The sequence below is a fragment of the Pseudomonas sp. LBUM1651 genome, assembly GCF_059716135.1.
The window spans coordinates 499,503-517,574 of the sequence record NZ_CP166805.1; the positions used below are offsets into that span (position 1 = coordinate 499,503).

The following is an 18,072-nucleotide window of genomic DNA, read 5'->3' on the forward strand; positions in this document are numbered from 1 at the left end:
CGAGCCTGCTCGCGATAGCGGAGTGACAGTCGGCAGCAATGTTGAAGGTGATGACCCATCGCAAACAGCCCCGCTCCCGCAGTGATTCTCGAGGCGGGGAGGCGTATGCCTCCCCGGTTCGTTTTTGGAAACCACATGAAAATTCTGATCGTTGGGCCCAGTTGGGTCGGTGACATGGTGATGGCGCAGACACTGTTTCAGTGTCTCAAGCAACGCCACCCGCAGTGCGAAATCGACGTGCTGGCCCCCGAGTGGAGCCGGCCGATTCTTGAGCGCATGCCCGAAGTTCGCCAGGCCTTGAGCTTTCCGCTCGGCCACGGCGTCCTGGAGCTGGCGACGCGTCGGCGCATCGGCAAATCCCTGGCCGGCCAGTACGACCAGGCGATCCTGTTGCCCAATTCCCTGAAATCGGCATTGGTGCCGTTCTTCGCCGGCATCCCGAAACGCACCGGCTGGCGTGGCGAATTCCGCTACGGTCTGCTCAATGACGTGCGCACGCTGGACAAAGAACGTTACCCGCTGATGATCGAGCGCTTCATGGCGCTGGCTTACGAGCCTGGCCTTGAACTGCCGAAACCGTATCCGCGCCCGACCTTGCAGATCGATCCGGTGACCCGCGAAGCGGCACTGGCCAAATTCGGTCTGGCCCTCGACCGTCCGGTATTGGCGCTGTGCCCCGGTGCCGAGTTCGGCGAGTCCAAGCGCTGGCCGTCCGAGCATTACGCCAAGGTCGCCGAAACGAAGATTCGCGAAGGCTGGCAAGTCTGGCTGTTCGGTTCGAAAAACGATCACGCCGTGGGCGAAGACATCCGCGCGCGGCTGATTCCCGGCCTGCGTGAAGAGTCGGTGAACCTCAGCGGCGGCACGTCCCTGGCCGAGGCCATCGACCTGATGTCCTGCGCGGACTCGGTGGTGTCCAACGATTCCGGCCTGATGCACGTCGCCGCGGCGCTGAATCGCCCGTTGGTGGCGGTGTACGGCTCGACGTCGCCGGGCTTCACGCCGCCGCTGGCCGAGCACGTCGAGATCGTGCGCCTGGGCATCGAATGCAGCCCGTGCTTCGATCGCACGTGCCGTTTCGGTCATTACAACTGCCTGCGCCAGCTGATGCCGCAAGCGGTGAACGAAGCCTTGCAGCGGTTGCAGGGCACTGTGGTCGAGGTCAAATAGTTTGCGGGTTCTGCTGATCAAGACTTCTTCGCTGGGCGACGTGATTCATGCGTTGCCGGCGCTGACCGACGCGGCCCGGGCGATTCCCGGCATCACGTTCGACTGGGTGGTGGAAGAAGGTTTCGCCGAGATCCCGACCTGGCACCCGGCCGTGGGCAAAGTGATTCCGGTGGCGATCCGTCGCTGGCGCAAGAACATCTGGCAGACCATCAAGAGTGGCGAGTGGAAGCGCTTCAAGCAAAGCCTTCGCGCCACGAAATATGATCTGGTGATTGACGCACAGGGCCTGCTGAAAAGCGCCTTGCTGACTCGCTACGTCAAGGCACCGGTGGCGGGCCTCGATAAAGGTTCGGCACGGGAGCCGATCGCCGCGCGTTTCTACGATCGGCAGCTGGCGGTTGCCCGTGGCCAGCACGCGGTTGAGCGAGTGCGTCAGTTGTTCGCCATCGCCCTGGGCTACGATTTGCCCAAAGGGCTGGGCGACTACGGTCTGAACGTCGAGCGCCTGGTGGAATTGCCGCGCAAGAACCCTTACGTACTGTTCCTGCACGGCACCACGTGGGACACCAAACACTGGCCCGAAGCCTACTGGCGCGAGCTGGCCGAACGCGTCGGCTATCTGGGCGTCGGCGTGAAGCTGGCGTGGGGCAATCCGGCGGAGAAAGCCCGGGCCGAACGCATCGCAAAGGACATGCGGCACGTCGAAGTGCTGCCCAAACTGAATCTGGCGGGCATTGGCAAAGTGCTGGCCGGCGCGCAGGCGTGCGTGGCGGTGGACACCGGCCTCGGTCACCTTGCCGCTGCACTGGACGTGCCGACCCTGTCGCTGTTCGGCCCGACCAATCCGGGCCTGACCGGCGCCTACGGTAAAGCGCAGATCCACATGGCCAGCGATTTTCCCTGCGCACCGTGCCTGCAAAAGAAATGCACCTATCAACCGACGGCCGAAGATGCCCGCCGGTTCGATCTGAAACGCGAGTGGCCGCTGTGCTTCACGCGTCTGAATCCCGAGCGTGTCGCGACCCGACTGAGCACGTTGTTACTGGCTGAGGAGCTGCGCTGATGCAATTGGCATTCGTCTTGTACAAGTACTTTCCATTCGGGGGGTTGCAGCGTGATTTCATGCGCATCGCCCTGGAATGCCAGAAGCGCGGCCATCAAATTCGCGTCTACACGCTGATCTGGGAGGGCGATATTCCGCCGGGTTTCGAAGTGCTGGTAGCGCCGGTCAAGGCGTTCTTCAATCATCGCCGCAACGAGAAGCTCAGTGAGTGGATGGAAGCCGATCTGGCCAAGCGTCCCGTGGACCGTCTGATCGGCTTCAACAAGATGCCGGGTCTGGACGTTTACTACGCTGCCGACGGTTGCTTCGAAGACAAGGCGCAAAACCTGCGCAACTCGCTGTACCGTCGCTGGGGCCGCTACCGGCACTTCGCCGAGTACGAGCGCGCGGTGTTTGCCAGGGACGCCAAGACTGAAGTGTTGATGATCTCCGAAGTCCAGCAGCCGCTGTTCATCAAGCATTACGACACGCCGCTGGAGCGCTTCCATTTGCTGCCGCCGGGTATCTCTCAGGACCGCCGCGCGCCGGCCAATGCCGCGCAAATCCGTGCCGAATTCCGACGTGAGTTCAACCTGAAAGACGATGACCTGTTGCTGGTGCAGATCGGCTCCGGGTTCAAGACCAAGGGTGTGGATCGCAGCCTCAAGGCGCTGGCCGCGTTGCCCGCTGATCTGAAGAAGCGCACCCGGCTGTTTGTAATTGGCCAGGATGACCCCAAATTGTTCCAGATGCAGAGCGCCACGTTGGGGCTCGGTGACAACGTGACGTTCCTCAAGGGTCGCAGCGATATCCCGCGCTTCCTGCTCGGGGCCGATCTGTTGATCCACCCGGCGTACAACGAAAACACCGGGACCGTGTTGCTCGAAGCGCTGGTGGCCGGGTTGCCGGTGCTGGTGAGCGCGGTCTGCGGTTATGCCCATTACATCGCCGAGGCAGACGCCGGCCTGGTGCTGGATGAACCCTTCGATCAGGCGCAACTGACGCAATACCTGACCGGTATGTTGAACGACGCTCAAGCACGGGCGGCCTGGAGCCGCAACGGTCTGGCCTTCGCCGAGACGGCCGACCTCTACAGCATGCCGCAACACGCGGCCGATGTGATTCTGGCGGAGCACGCTTAATGAAGTTGATGCTGGCTGAACCGTTCAAGAGCCTTTGGGCCGGACGCGATCCATTCGCCGAGGTCGAAGGGCTTCAAGGCGAGGTGTACCGCGAGCTGGAAGCTCGCCGCACGTTGCGCACCGAGGTGAACGGCAACGGGTTTTTCGTGAAGATCCACCGTGGCATTGGCTGGGGCGAGATCTTCAAAAACCTGCTGACGGCCAAGCTGCCGGTACTCGGCGCGGGTCAGGAATGGAAAGCCATTCAACGCCTGCAGGAAGTCGGCGTGCCGACCATGACGGCGGTTGCCTACGGCGAGAAGGGCAGCAACCCGGCGGACCAGCATTCGTTCATCGTCACCGAAGAACTGGCGCCGACCGTCAGTCTCGAGGACTTCAGCATCGACTGGGTCAAGAACCCGCCGGAGCCAAAACTCAAGCGTGCGCTGATCGCCGAAGTCGCGCGCATGACCGGCATGATGCACCGCTCCGGGGTCAACCACCGCGACTGCTACATCTGCCACTTCCTGCTGCACACCGACAAACCGGTGACGGCTGAAGACTTCAAGCTCTCGGTGATCGACCTGCACCGCGCCCAGACCCGCCCGGCGATCACCCAGCGCTGGCGCAACAAGGATCTGGCGGCGCTGTACTTTTCGGCCCTGGACATCGGTCTGACCCGGCGCGACAAGCTGCGTTTCCTCAAGGGTTATTTCCAGCAACCCCTGCGCCAGATCCTCGGCGAAGAAGCCGGGTTGCTCGCCTGGCTCGAAGGCAAGGCCAACAAACTCTACGAACGCAAACAGCGATACGGGGATGCGCTCTGATGTCGGGCTGGAAACTGGAACCTGCTTACAGCGACCTGGCCGACGATTTCGGCAGCCTTGAAGCAGTGTTTGCCCTTGAGGGCGAGCAGTTGACCCGCGACCCGTTGTCCGAGGTCGTCCGCGTCAAGCGCAATGGCGTCAACTACTACGTCAAGCGCTACGTGGGCGCTGGCAAGGGCCTGCGCCGCTACCTCGGCAAGCCGCGGGTGAAGATGGAATGGCAAAACCTCAAGCGCTTTGCCAAGTGGGGCATTCCCACTGCAGAAGTGGTGGCCTGGGGGCTGGAACGGCGCGGTGCAGCGTACGCTCGCGGGGCGATGATCACCCGTGAACTGCCCAATACCGAAGACCTGAATGCCCTGGCTGAGCGGCGTGATCCGAAACTGAGGGATCGCGCCTGGGTCGATCACATCAGTCGGCAACTGGCCGGTTACACCCGGACCATGCACGACAATCGCTTCACCCATAATGATTTGAAGTGGCGCAACCTGCTGGTCGACGATGAGGCACAACTGTTCCTGATCGACTGCCCCAACGGTGATTTCTGGAGCGGTTTCTGGCTCAAGTACCGCATCACCAAGGATCTGGCGTGTCTCGACAAGGTCGCCAAGTATCACCTGTCGGCCACCCAGCGCCTGCGCTTTTACCTGCAATACCGCCAACGGACGCGGCTCAATGCGGCCGATAAAAAACGGATCCGGCACGTGGTGAGATTTTTCGAGGGTCGCGAATGACTGATTTTCTGGCCGCTGAAGACCGTGCGCTACTGGAGCGTCACGGCCTCGGCACCTTCGATGCACTGTGGGCCAGACAGCTTGAGGCTGTGGATGAGCCCAACACCGCACGCGGTGGCTGGAGCAGCGTGTTTCGGCTGGATCTTGAAGGTCACGGCTTCTACCTCAAGCGCCAAAGCAACTACCAGATGCACACCTTGCACGCGCCCTTCGGCGAGCCGAGTTTTGCCCGGGAATTTCGCAACATCAGCCGTTATGAAAAGCTTGGCATTCCGGCGCTGAAAGCGGCGTTTTTCGGTGAGCGCAAGGTCGACGGCGAAGTTCGGGCGGTTTTGCTGACCCGCGCGCTGGACGGCTGGGATGACCTGGATTCGCTGTTGCAGCGCTGGTCGGATCTGAGCCCGGCGCAGCACTCGGCCATTTTGCAGGCGTGCGGGCAACTGGCTAGGCGCCTGCACGGTGCGCGTCAGGTCCACGGCTGTTTCTACCCCAAGCACATTTTTCTCCAGGCCACCGGCGACGGTTACATGGCCCAGCTCATCGACCTGGAAAAGACCCGGCCGCTGCTGTTCGGTCAGCGTGACCGGGTCAAGGATCTGGAGCCGTTGACACGGCGCTCGCCCCAGTGGAGCGATGCGCAACTGCGCGAGTTGTTGGCCGTCTACCTGGACCAGCCGCAGGACAGTTCGCTGATCGACAAGTGGCTGACGCGATTGACCGCGCGGCGCAGTTACAAGAGGGCGAACTGATGCGTTTGTCCGAACTGAAAGAGGCGGGTCGCCATCCGGGTCTGCCGCTGAGTATTTCGCTGGCCGATGCCGCCGGGCCTGCCGAGTTGCAGTTGTTGAGCCTGTTGCGGGTGCTGCCAGGCCAACGCTATGTCGGCGCCGGTGTCTGGCGTGGCCGGCCGGTATTGGCCAAGTTGTTGGTCGGCAGCAAAGCGGCGCGGCATTTTCAGCGTGAGCTGGACGGCGTGCGCTTGCTTGCCGCCCAGGGGCTGACCACGCCGCAGCTGTTGGCCGATGGCCTGAAGGACGGCGAAGGTGGCTGGCTGCTGTTCGATTACCTTGAAAGCGCGCAAAGCCTGGGGGATACCTGGAAACAGGTCGAGCATTTGCCGGTGCTCGCGGATGGGCAAGGGGCCGTGTTGGCCGAGGCGCTGGGCGCGATCGGCCAGATGCACCGCAAAGGGCTGTGGCAGGAAGACCTGCACCTGGACAACCTGCTGCGCCAGGGCGGCCGACTGTATTTGATCGACGGAGCCGGAATCTGCACTGAAACCCCCGGCCAACCGCTGTCGCGGCAGAAAGTCCTGGAAAACCTCGGGGTGTTTTTTGCTCAGTTGCCCAAGTCGCTGGAGCCTTTCACTGAAGAATTGCTGGTGTATTACCTCCTGAGCAACGGCGAACATGCCTTGCCGATGGAAGCGTTGCAGAAGCAGATCGACAAGGTGCGCAGTTGGCGCCTCAAGGATTTTCTGATCAAGGTCGGCCGCGAATGCACGCTGTTCAGCGTGCAGCGCGGGGCGTTCGGTTTGCGCGCGATTCGCCGCGAAGAAGAAGCGGCGATGCTGCCGGTGCTGGAGCAGGCCGATGCGTTGCTCGATCAGGGCCACCTGTACAAGACCGGCGGCGCGGCGAGTGTCGGAAAAGTCGAGGTGGCTGGTCGTACGCTGGTGATCAAGCGCTACAACATCAAAGGGTTTGCCCACTGGCTCAAACGCTTCTGGCGCCCGAGCCGTGCCTGGCATTCCTGGCGGGAAGGCAATCGACTGGTATTTCTGGGGATCGCCACGCCGAAACCGTTGGCGGTACTGGAGAAGCGTTTCCTCTGGTTGCGCAGCCGGGCTTATCTGGTGACCGAGCACTTGTCGGGGCCGGACATCATCGAGCGGTTCGCGCCCTACGTTGACAGCGGTGAAGCGCCCGAAGCCGAGCTGGTGGCGCTGGATTATCTGTTTGCGGAGCTGATTCGCGAGCGGATCAGTCACGGCGACTTCAAGGGCCACAACCTGTTCTGGCAAGAGGATCGCTGGGCGCTGATCGATCTGGATGCGATGTGCCAGCACAGCTCGCTCGGCAGCTTCGCCCCGGCGTATGCGCGGGATCGGGCGCGGTTCATGCGTAACTGGCCTGAGAGCAGTGCGTTGCATCAGGTCATTGATCGGCGGCTTCCCAAAGATATCTCCAGCGCTGCCTGAGTCGACTTCGCCGGCTTGCCGGCGAAGAGGCCAGAACAGCCACTGAAGATCAGGGGACAGGTTCTTATGAAATGTCCTACATGATCTCCAGACCCCATGAACTGGGCTCTGAATAGTCACGATGCTAGTTTGCCTGACGACCTCGGAGGGCAAATCTTGACGATAAAAACGGCTGTCATGCTTGGCGTTTGTTCAATAGCGTTATCCGGCTGCGGAACGGCTCTCACGGTCCTGCAAAATGACGAAGACGCGGCGCGCGGCCTGCGAAAGCAGAAGACCTACTGCCAGTCCATCCCGCGTATCTACAGCGGCCTGGCCTACGATTTCTGTGTGTTGAATGCCCCGCCGGACCCCACGGGCTTTCTCGTCCCGCTGGTCCTGCTGGATCTGGCGCTGTCAGGTGCGCTGGATACCGTTTCCCTGCCCTACACGATTTACCGACAAGGGGTGGATGGCAATATCAGGATCTACTGGCGGGCGAGCCGCGGATAGCCCGGGGTTTCGTCGTCGCGCGGGCCATCATTGCGCCGCTGATAAGCGTAGGGTCATTCCTGCCATGTTTACGCTATAATCCCGCCCTTTAGCTGTCTCTCGCCCCCTTGCGAGGGCACATTCATTTTGAGGCGCCTTGCGCCTGCATGCAGACTAAAGAGGCTAGACCCCTGTGGCATTGACGATTCTTGGCCTGTCCGGCGCCCTTAGCCATGATCCTTCCGCAGCCTTGTACATCGACGGCAAGCTGGTCGCGGCGGCTGAAGAAGAGCGCTTTGTGCGCGATAAACATGCAAAGAACCGCATGCCTTACGAATCGGCGAAGTTCTGCCTCGAGCAGGCGGGCATCAAGCCGTCCGACGTTGACGTGGTCGCCATTCCGTTCGCGCCGATCAGCCTGTTCGGCAAAGCGCGCTGGCACTACGCCAAGCGTTACTGGTACGCCCCGGACCGCGCACTTGACGCGATCCTGATGGGCAACCGCCGCTACAAGCGCTACCGCAACAAGATCGTCTGGTGCCTCGAGCAACTGGGCTTCGATCCGAAAAAGATCAAGATCGAGCCGGTCGAACACCACCTGGCTCACGCCTCCAGCGCTTACCACTGCTCGGGTTTCAAAGAGAAAACCGCGATCCTCGGGATCGACGGCAAGGGCGAATACGCCACGACCTTCTTCGGTTACGGCGAAAACGGCAAGATCCACAAGATAAAGGAATTCTTCGATCCGGACTCCCTCGGCGGCCTGTACGGCGCGATCACCGAGTTCCTCGGTTTCGAGATGCTCGACGGCGAGTTCAAGGTCATGGGCATGGCGCCGTACGGCGATGCCAGCAAATACGATTTCTCGCGTCTGGCCTCGTTCGAGAACGGCGAACTGGTGATCAACACCGACTACGCCAACGTCATCGGTCTGCGTCGCTATAAAGAGAAGGGCAAGGGTTTCTACTTCTCGCCGAAGCTGATCGAGTGGCTGGGTCCGAAGCGCGAAGGCGACATCGCCGACGAGCCGTACATCCACTACGCCGCGAGCATGCAAGCGCTGTTCGAGAAGCTGGCGCTTCAGATGATCGACCACTACCTGGGCGACGTGCTCAAGGAAACCGGCAAGCTGGCCTTCGCCGGCGGCTGCGCGTTGAACGTCAAGCTCAACCAGAAAATCATCGCCCGCGACGACGTCAAGGAACTGTTTGTGCAGCCTGCGTCCGGCGATGCCGGCACCGCGGTCGGCGCGGCGGCGTATGTGTCTCACGCCCGTGGCGTGCCGGTCGAGAAGATGGAACACGTCTACCTCGGTCCGTCGTACAGCAACGAAGACGTGCTCGCCGCGTGCGCCCGTCACCCGAGCAAGCCGGTGTGGCGCAAGCTCGAGAACATGCCGGAAAACATCGCCAAAATCATGGTCGACGGCAACCCGGTGGCCTGGTTCCAGGGTCGCATGGAGTTCGGTCCGCGTGCTTTGGGCGGTCGTTCGATCATCGGTTGCCCGAGTGCGACCGGCGTGGCTGACCGCATCAACCACCAGATCAAGTTCCGCGAGCGCTGGAGGCCTTTCTGCCCGTCGATGCTCGACACCGTCGCACCGCAGATGATCAAGATCGATCACCCCGCGCCGTTCATGACGTTCACCTTTGAAGTGGCGGAAGAGTGGAAGACCCGCGTGCCGGAAGTCGTCCACGAAGACGGTACCTCCCGGGCTCAGGTGCTCAAGCGCGAATACAACCCGCGCTACTACGACATGATGAAGGCGCTGGAAGTACTGACAGGCAACGGCGTATCGCTGAACACCTCGCTCAACCGTCGCGGCGAACCGATGATCTGCTCGCCGACGGATGCCCTGAACATGTTCTTCGGTTCCGACCTACAGTATCTGATCATGGAAGACATTCTAGTGGTCAAAGAGGGCGCGGACGCATATGACACGCTCGGCTGAACGCCATGTGCTGCAGTTCTGTCACGGCTATGACGGTCCGTTTCTGGACTGCGCGCGGCAGTACGCCAGCCTGTTCGCGGGGACCGGTTATCGAGTGACCACGGTGTTTCTGACCGGGGTTGCCGATGCCAGAGTCGCCGAGGCCTGCGCCTCCGATGAAGTGCTGTTCATGGAATACAGTTCCAAGGCTATTCGTGGCCTGAAGCTGGGCGCTATCGGCGATCTGCGCAAGATCGCCGCTTCGCGCAATTTCAGTTTCTGCATTGCTCACCGTTTCAAACCGATCTACATCGCCTTGCTTGGCACTTCGTTGCCGGTGATCGGCGTGCATCACGCGTTTGACGACTACAAGCGCGGCACTCGCAAATTCTTTGTGAATTTTTTCCGCAAGCGTTTGAGTCTGCTCGGGGTTTCCGATGCCGTGCGCGACGACATGCGCAGTTGCCTGCCGAATTGGCCGGCTGCACGGATTCAGACGCTCTACAACCGCATCAATGTGCAAGCCTTGCAGGGCAGTCACGTGTCGGTTCGCGAAGCCCGGGAAACCCTGGGTTTGTCCATGGATGCGTGGATTATCGGTAATGTCGGCAGACTGCACCCGGACAAGGACCAGACCACGTTGCTGCACGGTTTTGCCGCGGCGTTACCGGGTTTGCCGGCTAACAGCCAGTTGGTGATTCTCGGTATCGGTCGGCTGGAACAGGATCTCAAGGCCATGGCCCGTGAACTGGGGATCGGCGACCGCGTGCTGTTCCTCGGTCAGGTGCCGGAAGCCCGTCGTTATTTTCGTGCGTTCGATGTGTTTGCCTTGAGCTCCGATCACGAACCGTTCGGCATGGTGCTGCTGGAGGCCATGGCCGCCGGTGTGCCGTTGCTCGCGACGGCATGCGGCGGTGCGAAGGAAGTGGTCGAGGGCGTCGGCATTCTGTTCCCGCTGGGCGACGCCGAGCACTTGGCTCAAGGGCTGCAACATCTGGCCGCGATGGATGAACAGCAGCGCCGCCAGTGTGCCGAGTTGATGCTCGACCGTTTGCGTGAGCGCTTCTCCGACCGCGCGGTGCGCGATGCTTTCTGGCATTTGCCCACCGTCACCGAACTGGCGGCGAGGGGTTGATGCTCAACCGATTTCAAGGATGGCGCGAGCGTGGCTGGGCGGTGATCGACGCCTCGACATACACCGAGGCCTGGCACCGTTATGGCGGCAGCGTCGCCACTCATCCGATGGTGGTCGAGCGCCTGGCGCAGTTGGCCGATATTCCGGTGCGTTACCTGGCCTGGGCGCCAAATGGCGAAGTCCAGGCTGCAATTCCGACCTGGGGCCGCGACCTGGCCTTGTCCAAGGACGTGCTCAAGCGCAACGGTAAAAAGGGCCTGTTCGACCTCGGCAATGCCGAGTTCATCCTGCCTGCCGCCGCTGATACGCAAGCGCCCCTGCGCCATCGTGCGCGTTACTTGTCCGCGCTGAATGAAGGCCGCTTCAGCGGCATCAGGCTGCAGGCGGAACAACTGGCCATGGCCCGCACTCCCGAGGAACTGTCGAAGAAGTTTCGCTATAACCAGCGTCGCGAATTGCGTTTGCTGGAAGAGGCGGGCGGCGTGGTGCGGCCGGTCAGCGAGTTTTCCAGCGGCGAGCTGGCGGCGATTTACTGCGACTTGTTCCAGCGTCGCTGGGGTTTTCCGGCGACCGGTGCCACGCGCATGGCCGAGGTGATCGAGTTGTTGCGTGACTTGCTGATCGGCTCGGTGATTTTCCTGAACGATGCGCCGATCGCGATTCAACTGGTGTACCGCGTCGAAGCGCCGCAATGGATCAGCGTCGAGTACATCAACGGTGGCGTCGATCCCGAAACCCGCGAATTCAGCCCCGGTAGCGTCTTGAGCTTTCTCAATACCCAAAGCGCCTGGGAGCATGCACGTGCGCTGGACAAGCCTCTGCGTTTTTCCTTCGGTCGCGCCGACCGTGAATACAAGGACCGCTGGTGTAATCCTGTGCCGGTCTTCACCGTATGAGCGAACCCATGAGTCGAAAACAGCAATTGCTCAAGCGCCACCGGCGCAACAAACGCATCGGCCTGCTGATCGCCTTGGTGCTGTTGATCGTCATCGGCGTGCTGGTGGCCTGGTGGCTGCCGCTGGTGCTGGCGGTGCTGGGCTGGATCGCTCACGAAGCCTGGTTCGCCGACCATTTGTTCTATTCGCCCAAGGACGATTACGCCTACAGCTTCCCGCCTTACACCCCGCAACCCAAGATTCACCTGGACGGCGAGCGTTTGCGCCTGGATGACGGCGTCATGCTGGTGGACGACGCTACGCTGGTGTTGGCCCTGCGGATCAAGAGCACCTGGCTGGGACGCTTTATCGACCCGGCTGTCGAGCTGTCGGGTGGCGATAATCCCGATCGACAAACCTTCGAGCGTGGCGCCAACGGGCTGCGCTACCTCAACCTCAGTGGTCAGGCGCAAGTGCTGTCGCGAGGCGAGTTGCGTCTGCGCGGACGTTTTTGCCGAGTGCTGGGCGAACCCGTGCTCTGGGCGTTCGAACAACCGGATTACCGCCGTCAGCGGGTGATGGTCATTGCGCCACACGCCGACGACGCCGAGCTGGCGGCTTATGGTTTGTACAGTCAGGCCGACGAAGCCTGGATCGTTACCCTCACCGCCGGCGAAATCGAAGCAGGACATTATCAGCAGATCGGCCTGGACAAGGTCGAAGCAGCGCGCCTCAAGGGGCGGCTGCGGGCCTGGGACAGCATCGCCGTGCCACGCTGGGCCGGGGTGCCCGAAGCCCATTGCGTGCAGTTGGGGTATTTCTGCCTGCAGCTGGCGGCGATGCAGGCAGCACCGTCCCGGCCAGTGGGTTCACGGGAAGCGGAGATGGACGACACCCGCTTGTTCCGCCAGTTGAACCCCTTTGCACTGCCGGGCGACGCCGATGGTGCGCCGACCTGGAACAACCTGTTGGCCGACCTGCGCGAACTGCTGTTGCGGGCCCGTCCTGAAGTCATCGTGTTGCCGCACCCGACGCTCGATCCGCACCCGGATCACCTATGCGCCCAACAAGCGATCCTTGAAGCATTGCGAGGCCTGGAGTGGCAGCCGACCACATTGCTCGGTTACGCCAACCATTTGCATGACAACGATCGCTGGCCCATGGGGGATGCCGGCCATGGCATCGCGCTGCCGCCCGCCTTCGATTCGTCGGTGCCGATGCAGCCTTACTGCCTTCCGGTTCCCCCGGAACTTCAGCGTGATAAAGCCATGGCGCTGGGGATGATGCACGACCTGCAGCCGCGCATGCCATTCAAGCGGCGACTGCGTCGGTTGATACAGTGGCTCTTGGCCAGTAGAGTGCCGCCCCTCTATGGCGAGAATGAATTCTTTCGCAAGGCGGTCAGACGCCAGGAACTGTTCTGGCTTCTGAAGCATGGCGAAACACCTGCGAAGCAGAACTGAAGTACAACTCTGCCTAGCATGGCAGCGCTCCCAGCATTGACAGCGAGTTATCCATGATTAATCCATGCCCGCGTATTTTGTTTCTGATGCCTTATTTCGGCAGCTGGCCCTTCTGGATGCCGTTTTTTCTGGAGAGCTGCCGTCGCAATCCCGACATCGACTGGTTGTTCTTCACAGACTGCGGAGTTCCCGAGAATCTGCCGCCCAACGTGACCATCGAAAGCATGATGTTCAGCGATTACTGTGGACTGGTGTCCCAGCGGCTGGGTATCGACTTTGCGCCGACCCAGGCTTACAAACTGTGCGACATCAGGCCCGCGTTTGGACTCATTCATGCCGACCGCCTGGAGGGCTATGATTTTTGGGCGTTCGGCGATATCGACCTGGTGTACGGCGATCTGCGCAGCTACTTCACCGCAGATCGGCTCGCCTCGTACGACCTGTACTCCACTCACGAGCGGCGAGTGGCCGGGCATCTTTGCCTGATCAGAAACACCCCCCGCAAGCGTGAGTTGTTCAGGCAGATCAAGGACTGGGAAGCGCGTTTCACCGATCAGAAGCATCATGCGATCGATGAAGGTGCATTCAGTCGAATCTTTCTCTGGCGCAAGAATTTTCCCGAGCCTTTGTTCAAACTGGTGGGCAAGTTCAACCCGTGGCGTCGACGCAGCGAATTCACCGAGGCATTCAGTACGCCGGGTGGTTGCATCAAGTGGCATGACGGGACCGATAATTTCCCGCACCAATGGTTTTGGCGCGACGGCCATCTGACCAATGATCGCGATGGCGATCGCCGGTTTCCGTATTTCCATTTCGTTTGCTGGAAGCGCAACGAGTGGCCGCGGTTGCCTCAACCCGATCCAGCGGAGGTCATGCGCCTCGCCGCTGAACCCGCCTGGGTCATCGATGCAACTGGTTTTCACCGGGGAGAGTTATGAGTCAACGGTCAAAGGTTCTGCAATTGCAGCCTGACTACAATGTCAAAGCCCATGACTTTGCCGACCTGGCGGAGCAGATCGTCAAGGCTTTGCCGGGTGATCGCTATGAGGTGACCGCCGCGTTTCTGCGCGGCAAGCCAGGGCCAGGCGAGGCCGTGAGCCGTGCCGCGCGTTCCGTTTATTTCGAGTTTTCCGACAAGTCGCTCAAGGGCATGCGCCTGCGTGCCATGTGGCGGCTGTATCAGTTTTGCCGCAAAGAAAAATTCGATGTGGTGATCTGCAACCGCTTCAAGCCGGTCAACATGATGTTGACGCTCAACCGCTGGTTGAAAGTGCCATTGTGCATCGGCATCTCCCACGGCTTTGGTGAGTACGACCGATTCTACCGACGTCGGCAGACCCAGCGCCTGATCGATAGTCACTGGCGTTTTGTCGGCGTGTCGCCGGCGGTCAAACAGTACCTGCTGGACTGTGACTGCGGCTTCACCGACCAGAATACCTACGCCATTACCAATGCGATCGACATCGAACAGGCCGAAGGCTTGCAACACAGCCGCGAACGCGCCCGTGAACTGCTCGGCATTGATCCGTCGGTGCGACTGATCGGCGCATTGGGCCGGTTGGTGCCGGTCAAGGGGCACACCTACCTGTTGCAGGCGTTTGCGGCACTCAAGGACAAGTACCCGAACACCCAATTGGCGATCATCGGTGCCGGCCGCGAAGAGTCGCGCCTGGCCGCCGAGATCGAGCGTCTGGGCCTGAGCGGGCGTGCACACCTGCTGGGCTTCAAGGAAAACGCCTTGCAGTACGTTCGCGCCTTTGACATCTGGACCATGCCATCGCTGGCCGAAGGTCTCGGGCTGGCATTGCTCGAGGGCATGAGCGGTCATCTTCCGGTCATCGCCTCCAACGTGCCGGCGATGCTGCCGCTGATTCAGGGGGCGGGCGGTCTGGCGATCACGCCAAAGGATGTGCCGAGCCTGGTCGCGGCACTGGATACTTACCTTGGGCTGTCGGATGACGCGCTCAAGGCCAAGGGTGAACAGGCCTACCGTTATCTCCAGGAACAACACGACATCGAGGTGTTCCGCCAGGAATACCTGAACCTGATCGACTCCGGCTTGAGCAAGGCCCGCAAGGAACAATCATGAGCGACGCACAACCCATCGTCACGGTCATCATCGCGTCGTATAACCACGGTCGTTATATTGAGGAGAGCATTCTCAGCGTCCTCAACCAGACCTATTCGAACATCGAGTTGCTGGTGGTCGATGATGGCTCCAGCGATGACAGTGTCGAGCGGATCAACGCCTTGCAGGCGCAATACGGCTTTGATTTCCGTGTTCAGCAGAACCAGGGGCTGACCAACACCCTCAACGGTGCCATTGCACGCGCAAAGGGCAGCCTGATCGTGCCTTTCGGTTCCGATGACATCATGCTGCCCGAGCGCATCGCCACGCAGGTCGCGCACATGGATGGCAAGCCCGAGGTCGGCATCTGCGCCGGTAACATCGAGCTGATGGACGCCGACGGCATTGCGTACCCGGAGGCGCGCCAGCGCCGCGACGTGCCGTTCCGCCGCCTGGACTTCGATGACATGTTCCTGGAGCGCAAGCCCTATCCGCCGGCACCGACCCTGATGATCCGCCGCGAGGCACTGGAAAAGGTCGGCGGGTTCGATCCGAGCATTCGTCTGGAAGATTTGCTGATCGAGCTGAAGGTGACCCATGCCGGTTACTTCATTGATGGCTTGAACGTGCTGATGGCGCGCTATCGCAAACACGCCACCAATTCCTACAAGAATCACCGCTTCATGATCGACAACATCCTGCGTACCTATGCCTTGTTCAGCGATCATCCGCTGTACGAACACGTGCGCTACAAGTTCCTCAGTTCGATGTTCCTGAAGACCGCCAATCGAGACCGCAAGCTGGCGCGCGAACTGCTGGCGCAGATTCCACTCAAGGCGTGGAACAAGAAGACCTGGCGTGGCCTGGGGCGCTTGTATTTCTCGCCTCTGGAAAAGGATTGAGCTACCGCTCGAGCCCACGCCTGGCGCTAATCCTGGAGCGAGGCTTGCTCGCGATGGACCATGAGCGACGCGTTGATTCAGACAAAACGCGCCTTCGTTAATGTCCTTCGCGAGCAAGCTCGCTCCTACAGGTGCCCTTAAGCCGAGGTATCAGTGAACCTGGGCAGGTGAACGGGTAGCCAGCACTTGTTTGTGCAGGGTATCCACAGCAGATTTCGATGCTGTCACGGCATAGCCTTGCAGCAGCGCCTGGAAATGATCTTCGAACAACCAGCGTCGATCGACGGTGTATCGCTGCATATGACGCAGGTTGCGCTGACGCAAAGACAGACTCAGCGACGAAGGGTAGATGCGCAGGTCAGCCACGTCGATCAGACCGAACTCGCCGTCCTCCAGTACCAGCACGTTACCCAGATGCAGGGAGCGGAAATACACCCCTTGCTCATGCAGCTGCGCCATGAACTTGCCGAAGCGTTCCACCAGCGCCTGACGTACATCCGGTGCCGTGATTCCTTGCAGGACCTGACGCAGGGTATTGCCCGGCAGGGGTGTGTAGTGCACGGCACTGCAGCCATCGTCGAGGCGGTAAAGGTCGAGGATCTGCGGCGTCGGGAATCCCATGTTGCGCAGTCGCTCGCTATTGACGGCAAAGCGTTCGGAGTAGGCGTTGAAACTGCCCGAGGTGTACCAGCGACGAGGTCGGAACAACTTGAGGAAGCTGTCATCGACCAAGCGCAGGACCTTCGGTCCCAGGCCATCTTCTTCAATCACCCGTGCGTTGGTGGTCAACGTTTGCAGGGCCGGTTGCGTCAGTTTCTTGATCGAAACGGCCAGCAGGCGACCAGCGCGCTGGTTGATGCTCAGCGCGGCGATCAGTGCCAGGGGAATCCACAGCAGGAACCAGTGTTCCTTGGGGCGCGAAATGATCCCGCCGCCTTCGGTCAGACCCGCACCGATACCGAACACCAGCCAGGTCGAGGCGATGATGAACAGCGGTTGCACTCGATGGCGCCAGCTGCTCAGCAGGCCCCAGGCCTGGAAGAACAGCCACGGGATAAAACCGAAAATACCGACATAGTAGAGAACGCCCAAGGCGAAACTGTGGGGTTCTGCCAGCAGGTAGCCCACGCCCGGATCGACGTTCAGACTGGCGTCGTAGCCATGACCGATCCAGGGGTGTTCGGCGATTTTTTGCAGGACCATCTGCCAGATTTCGAACCGATAGGAATCGCCTCGTCCGAAAATCATGTTCGAGAAAAGCGCAATCACCGACGCTCCGCCGACCAGTATGATGCCCAGCAATACGATGGACCGGCGGTTCCAGCAGATGAAGCCCAGCCACAGCGCGGCCAGTGTCAGGGCAACCAGCGGTGTCCGGGAGCCGGTGGCGATCACCGCAATGAACATGATCGCCATTGCCGGGATACTCAACCAGAGTATCTGCGGGCGCTTGCAGGTCATGCTCAGGCTCAGCCAATAGGCGCAGAAGAAGCCGAACAAATGCGAGCTCAATAATGGATTGTCGAACGCGCCGCCACCAATCAGGCGTCGGCCCGGTTCGTAGATGTGGGCAAACACGTACAGGTTGTAGATCGACGCGATCAGCCCGACTATCGCGGCGCTGAACAGCAGGGGCTGGACGATATCGCTGCGGTAGCGCACCAGCAGGTAGCACCCGACGAACAGCATCAGCGTGTGGAGCGGTGGCTTGAACTTGCCGGAAAATCCTTCATCGCCCGGGCTCCAGCACAGACTCAACAGCGCCCACCCGGTGAACAGCAGCATCGCAATGAAGATCGGCTCGCGTAGCAACTCTTTGAGCTCACGCGGTCGCAGGCAAAGCGCTATCAGCGCTGGAATGCTGAACAAGCCATAGTAGAGCTTATGAAGCAGGCTGCGGTCCGGCAGGAAGAACAGCGAGCACAGAAGCAAAAGATAGCCGAGTGGAAGCATCCACAGGCAAATGAAATCGAAGACTCGATTGGAGGTACTGTTGAAACCGCTGAGTTGCATGCTGAGAAATTCAATCCTGAAGTTGATCGGCCATTCCGGTGATGGCTATATGATACCGCTTGCGCCGTCTAACAATAACAGCCTTTATGCGATTGCCAGAACCTTGAGGAAGCTGTGCTAA

16 protein-coding genes are annotated in these 18,072 nt (G+C 60.7%); 15 read left to right on the forward strand and 1 reads right to left on the reverse strand.

Annotation, left to right across the window (positions count from 1 at the left end; all coding sequences use genetic code 11):
• Positions 1 to 135: 135 nt before the first annotated feature.
• The 15 genes from waaF (at position 136) to ACA066_RS02395 (ending at position 15,938) form a co-directional block, all read left to right on the forward strand.
• Positions 136 to 1,170: a lipopolysaccharide heptosyltransferase II gene (gene waaF, locus ACA066_RS02325; RefSeq protein ID WP_497697968.1), complete on the forward strand. Its 1,035-nt coding sequence runs from the start codon at positions 136 to 138 to the stop codon at positions 1,168 to 1,170.
• Between the two features lies 1 nt (position 1,171).
• The gene (gene waaC / locus ACA066_RS02330; RefSeq protein ID WP_497697969.1) at positions 1,172 to 2,233 is read left to right on the forward strand and encodes a lipopolysaccharide heptosyltransferase I; all 1,062 of its coding nucleotides are present in this window, start codon (positions 1,172 to 1,174) and stop codon (positions 2,231 to 2,233) included.
• On the forward strand, positions 2,233 to 3,354 hold the full coding sequence (locus ACA066_RS02335) for a glycosyltransferase family 4 protein (RefSeq protein WP_497697970.1): 1,122 nt from the start codon (positions 2,233 to 2,235) through the stop codon (positions 3,352 to 3,354). Before waaC ends, ACA066_RS02335 begins: the two co-directional genes overlap by 1 nt.
• On the forward strand, positions 3,354 to 4,160 hold the full coding sequence (gene rfaP, locus ACA066_RS02340; RefSeq protein ID WP_497697971.1) for a lipopolysaccharide core heptose(I) kinase RfaP: 807 nt from the start codon (positions 3,354 to 3,356) through the stop codon (positions 4,158 to 4,160). Before ACA066_RS02335 ends, rfaP begins: the two co-directional genes overlap by 1 nt.
• Positions 4,160 to 4,894, forward strand: coding sequence for a lipopolysaccharide kinase InaA family protein (locus ACA066_RS02345; protein ID WP_497697972.1), 735 nt, complete (start codon positions 4,160 to 4,162; stop codon positions 4,892 to 4,894). Before rfaP ends, ACA066_RS02345 begins: the two co-directional genes overlap by 1 nt.
• Positions 4,891 to 5,643 carry a lipopolysaccharide kinase InaA family protein gene (locus ACA066_RS02350; protein ID WP_497697973.1) on the forward strand — a complete coding sequence of 251 codons (753 nt, stop codon included), beginning with the start codon at positions 4,891 to 4,893 and terminating at the stop codon, positions 5,641 to 5,643. The genes ACA066_RS02345 and ACA066_RS02350 overlap by 4 nt, the downstream gene beginning before the upstream one ends.
• Positions 5,643 to 7,094, forward strand: coding sequence for a lipopolysaccharide kinase InaA family protein (locus ACA066_RS02355; RefSeq protein WP_497697974.1), 1,452 nt, complete (start codon positions 5,643 to 5,645; stop codon positions 7,092 to 7,094). Before ACA066_RS02350 ends, ACA066_RS02355 begins: the two co-directional genes overlap by 1 nt.
• 156 nt (positions 7,095 to 7,250) lie before the next feature.
• Positions 7,251 to 7,586: a YceK/YidQ family lipoprotein gene (locus ACA066_RS02360; protein WP_497697975.1), complete on the forward strand. Its 336-nt coding sequence runs from the start codon at positions 7,251 to 7,253 to the stop codon at positions 7,584 to 7,586.
• A 172-nt stretch (positions 7,587 to 7,758) separates the two neighbouring features.
• The gene (locus tag ACA066_RS02365) at positions 7,759 to 9,516 is read left to right on the forward strand and encodes a carbamoyltransferase family protein (RefSeq protein WP_008027860.1); all 1,758 of its coding nucleotides are present in this window, start codon (positions 7,759 to 7,761) and stop codon (positions 9,514 to 9,516) included.
• Complete coding sequence (locus tag ACA066_RS02370; RefSeq protein ID WP_497697976.1) at positions 9,500 to 10,630, forward strand: glycosyltransferase; 1,131 nt, start codon at positions 9,500 to 9,502, stop codon at positions 10,628 to 10,630. Before ACA066_RS02365 ends, ACA066_RS02370 begins: the two co-directional genes overlap by 17 nt.
• The gene (locus tag ACA066_RS02375; RefSeq protein WP_497697977.1) at positions 10,630 to 11,526 is read left to right on the forward strand and encodes an antimicrobial resistance protein Mig-14; all 897 of its coding nucleotides are present in this window, start codon (positions 10,630 to 10,632) and stop codon (positions 11,524 to 11,526) included. The genes ACA066_RS02370 and ACA066_RS02375 overlap by 1 nt, the downstream gene beginning before the upstream one ends.
• Positions 11,527 to 11,534: 8 nt before the next feature.
• Positions 11,535 to 12,968 carry a PIG-L deacetylase family protein gene (locus ACA066_RS02380; protein ID WP_497697978.1) on the forward strand — a complete coding sequence of 478 codons (1,434 nt, stop codon included), beginning with the start codon at positions 11,535 to 11,537 and terminating at the stop codon, positions 12,966 to 12,968.
• Between the two features lie 53 nt (positions 12,969 to 13,021).
• Positions 13,022 to 13,906 carry a DUF6625 family protein gene (locus tag ACA066_RS02385; RefSeq protein ID WP_497697979.1) on the forward strand — a complete coding sequence of 295 codons (885 nt, stop codon included), beginning with the start codon at positions 13,022 to 13,024 and terminating at the stop codon, positions 13,904 to 13,906.
• The gene (locus tag ACA066_RS02390) at positions 13,903 to 15,057 is read left to right on the forward strand and encodes a glycosyltransferase family 4 protein (RefSeq protein ID WP_497697980.1); all 1,155 of its coding nucleotides are present in this window, start codon (positions 13,903 to 13,905) and stop codon (positions 15,055 to 15,057) included. Before ACA066_RS02385 ends, ACA066_RS02390 begins: the two co-directional genes overlap by 4 nt.
• On the forward strand, positions 15,054 to 15,938 hold the full coding sequence (locus ACA066_RS02395) for a glycosyltransferase (protein ID WP_497697981.1): 885 nt from the start codon (positions 15,054 to 15,056) through the stop codon (positions 15,936 to 15,938). The genes ACA066_RS02390 and ACA066_RS02395 overlap by 4 nt, the downstream gene beginning before the upstream one ends.
• A gap of 150 nt (positions 15,939 to 16,088) precedes the next feature.
• Here ACA066_RS02395 and ACA066_RS02400 read toward each other — a convergent pair whose 3' ends face one another.
• A complete protein-coding gene (locus ACA066_RS02400) occupies positions 16,089 to 17,951 on the reverse strand; it encodes an O-antigen ligase family protein (RefSeq protein ID WP_497697982.1) in 1,863 nt (620 codons plus the stop codon).
• Between the last annotated feature and the right edge of the window lie 121 nt (positions 17,952 to 18,072).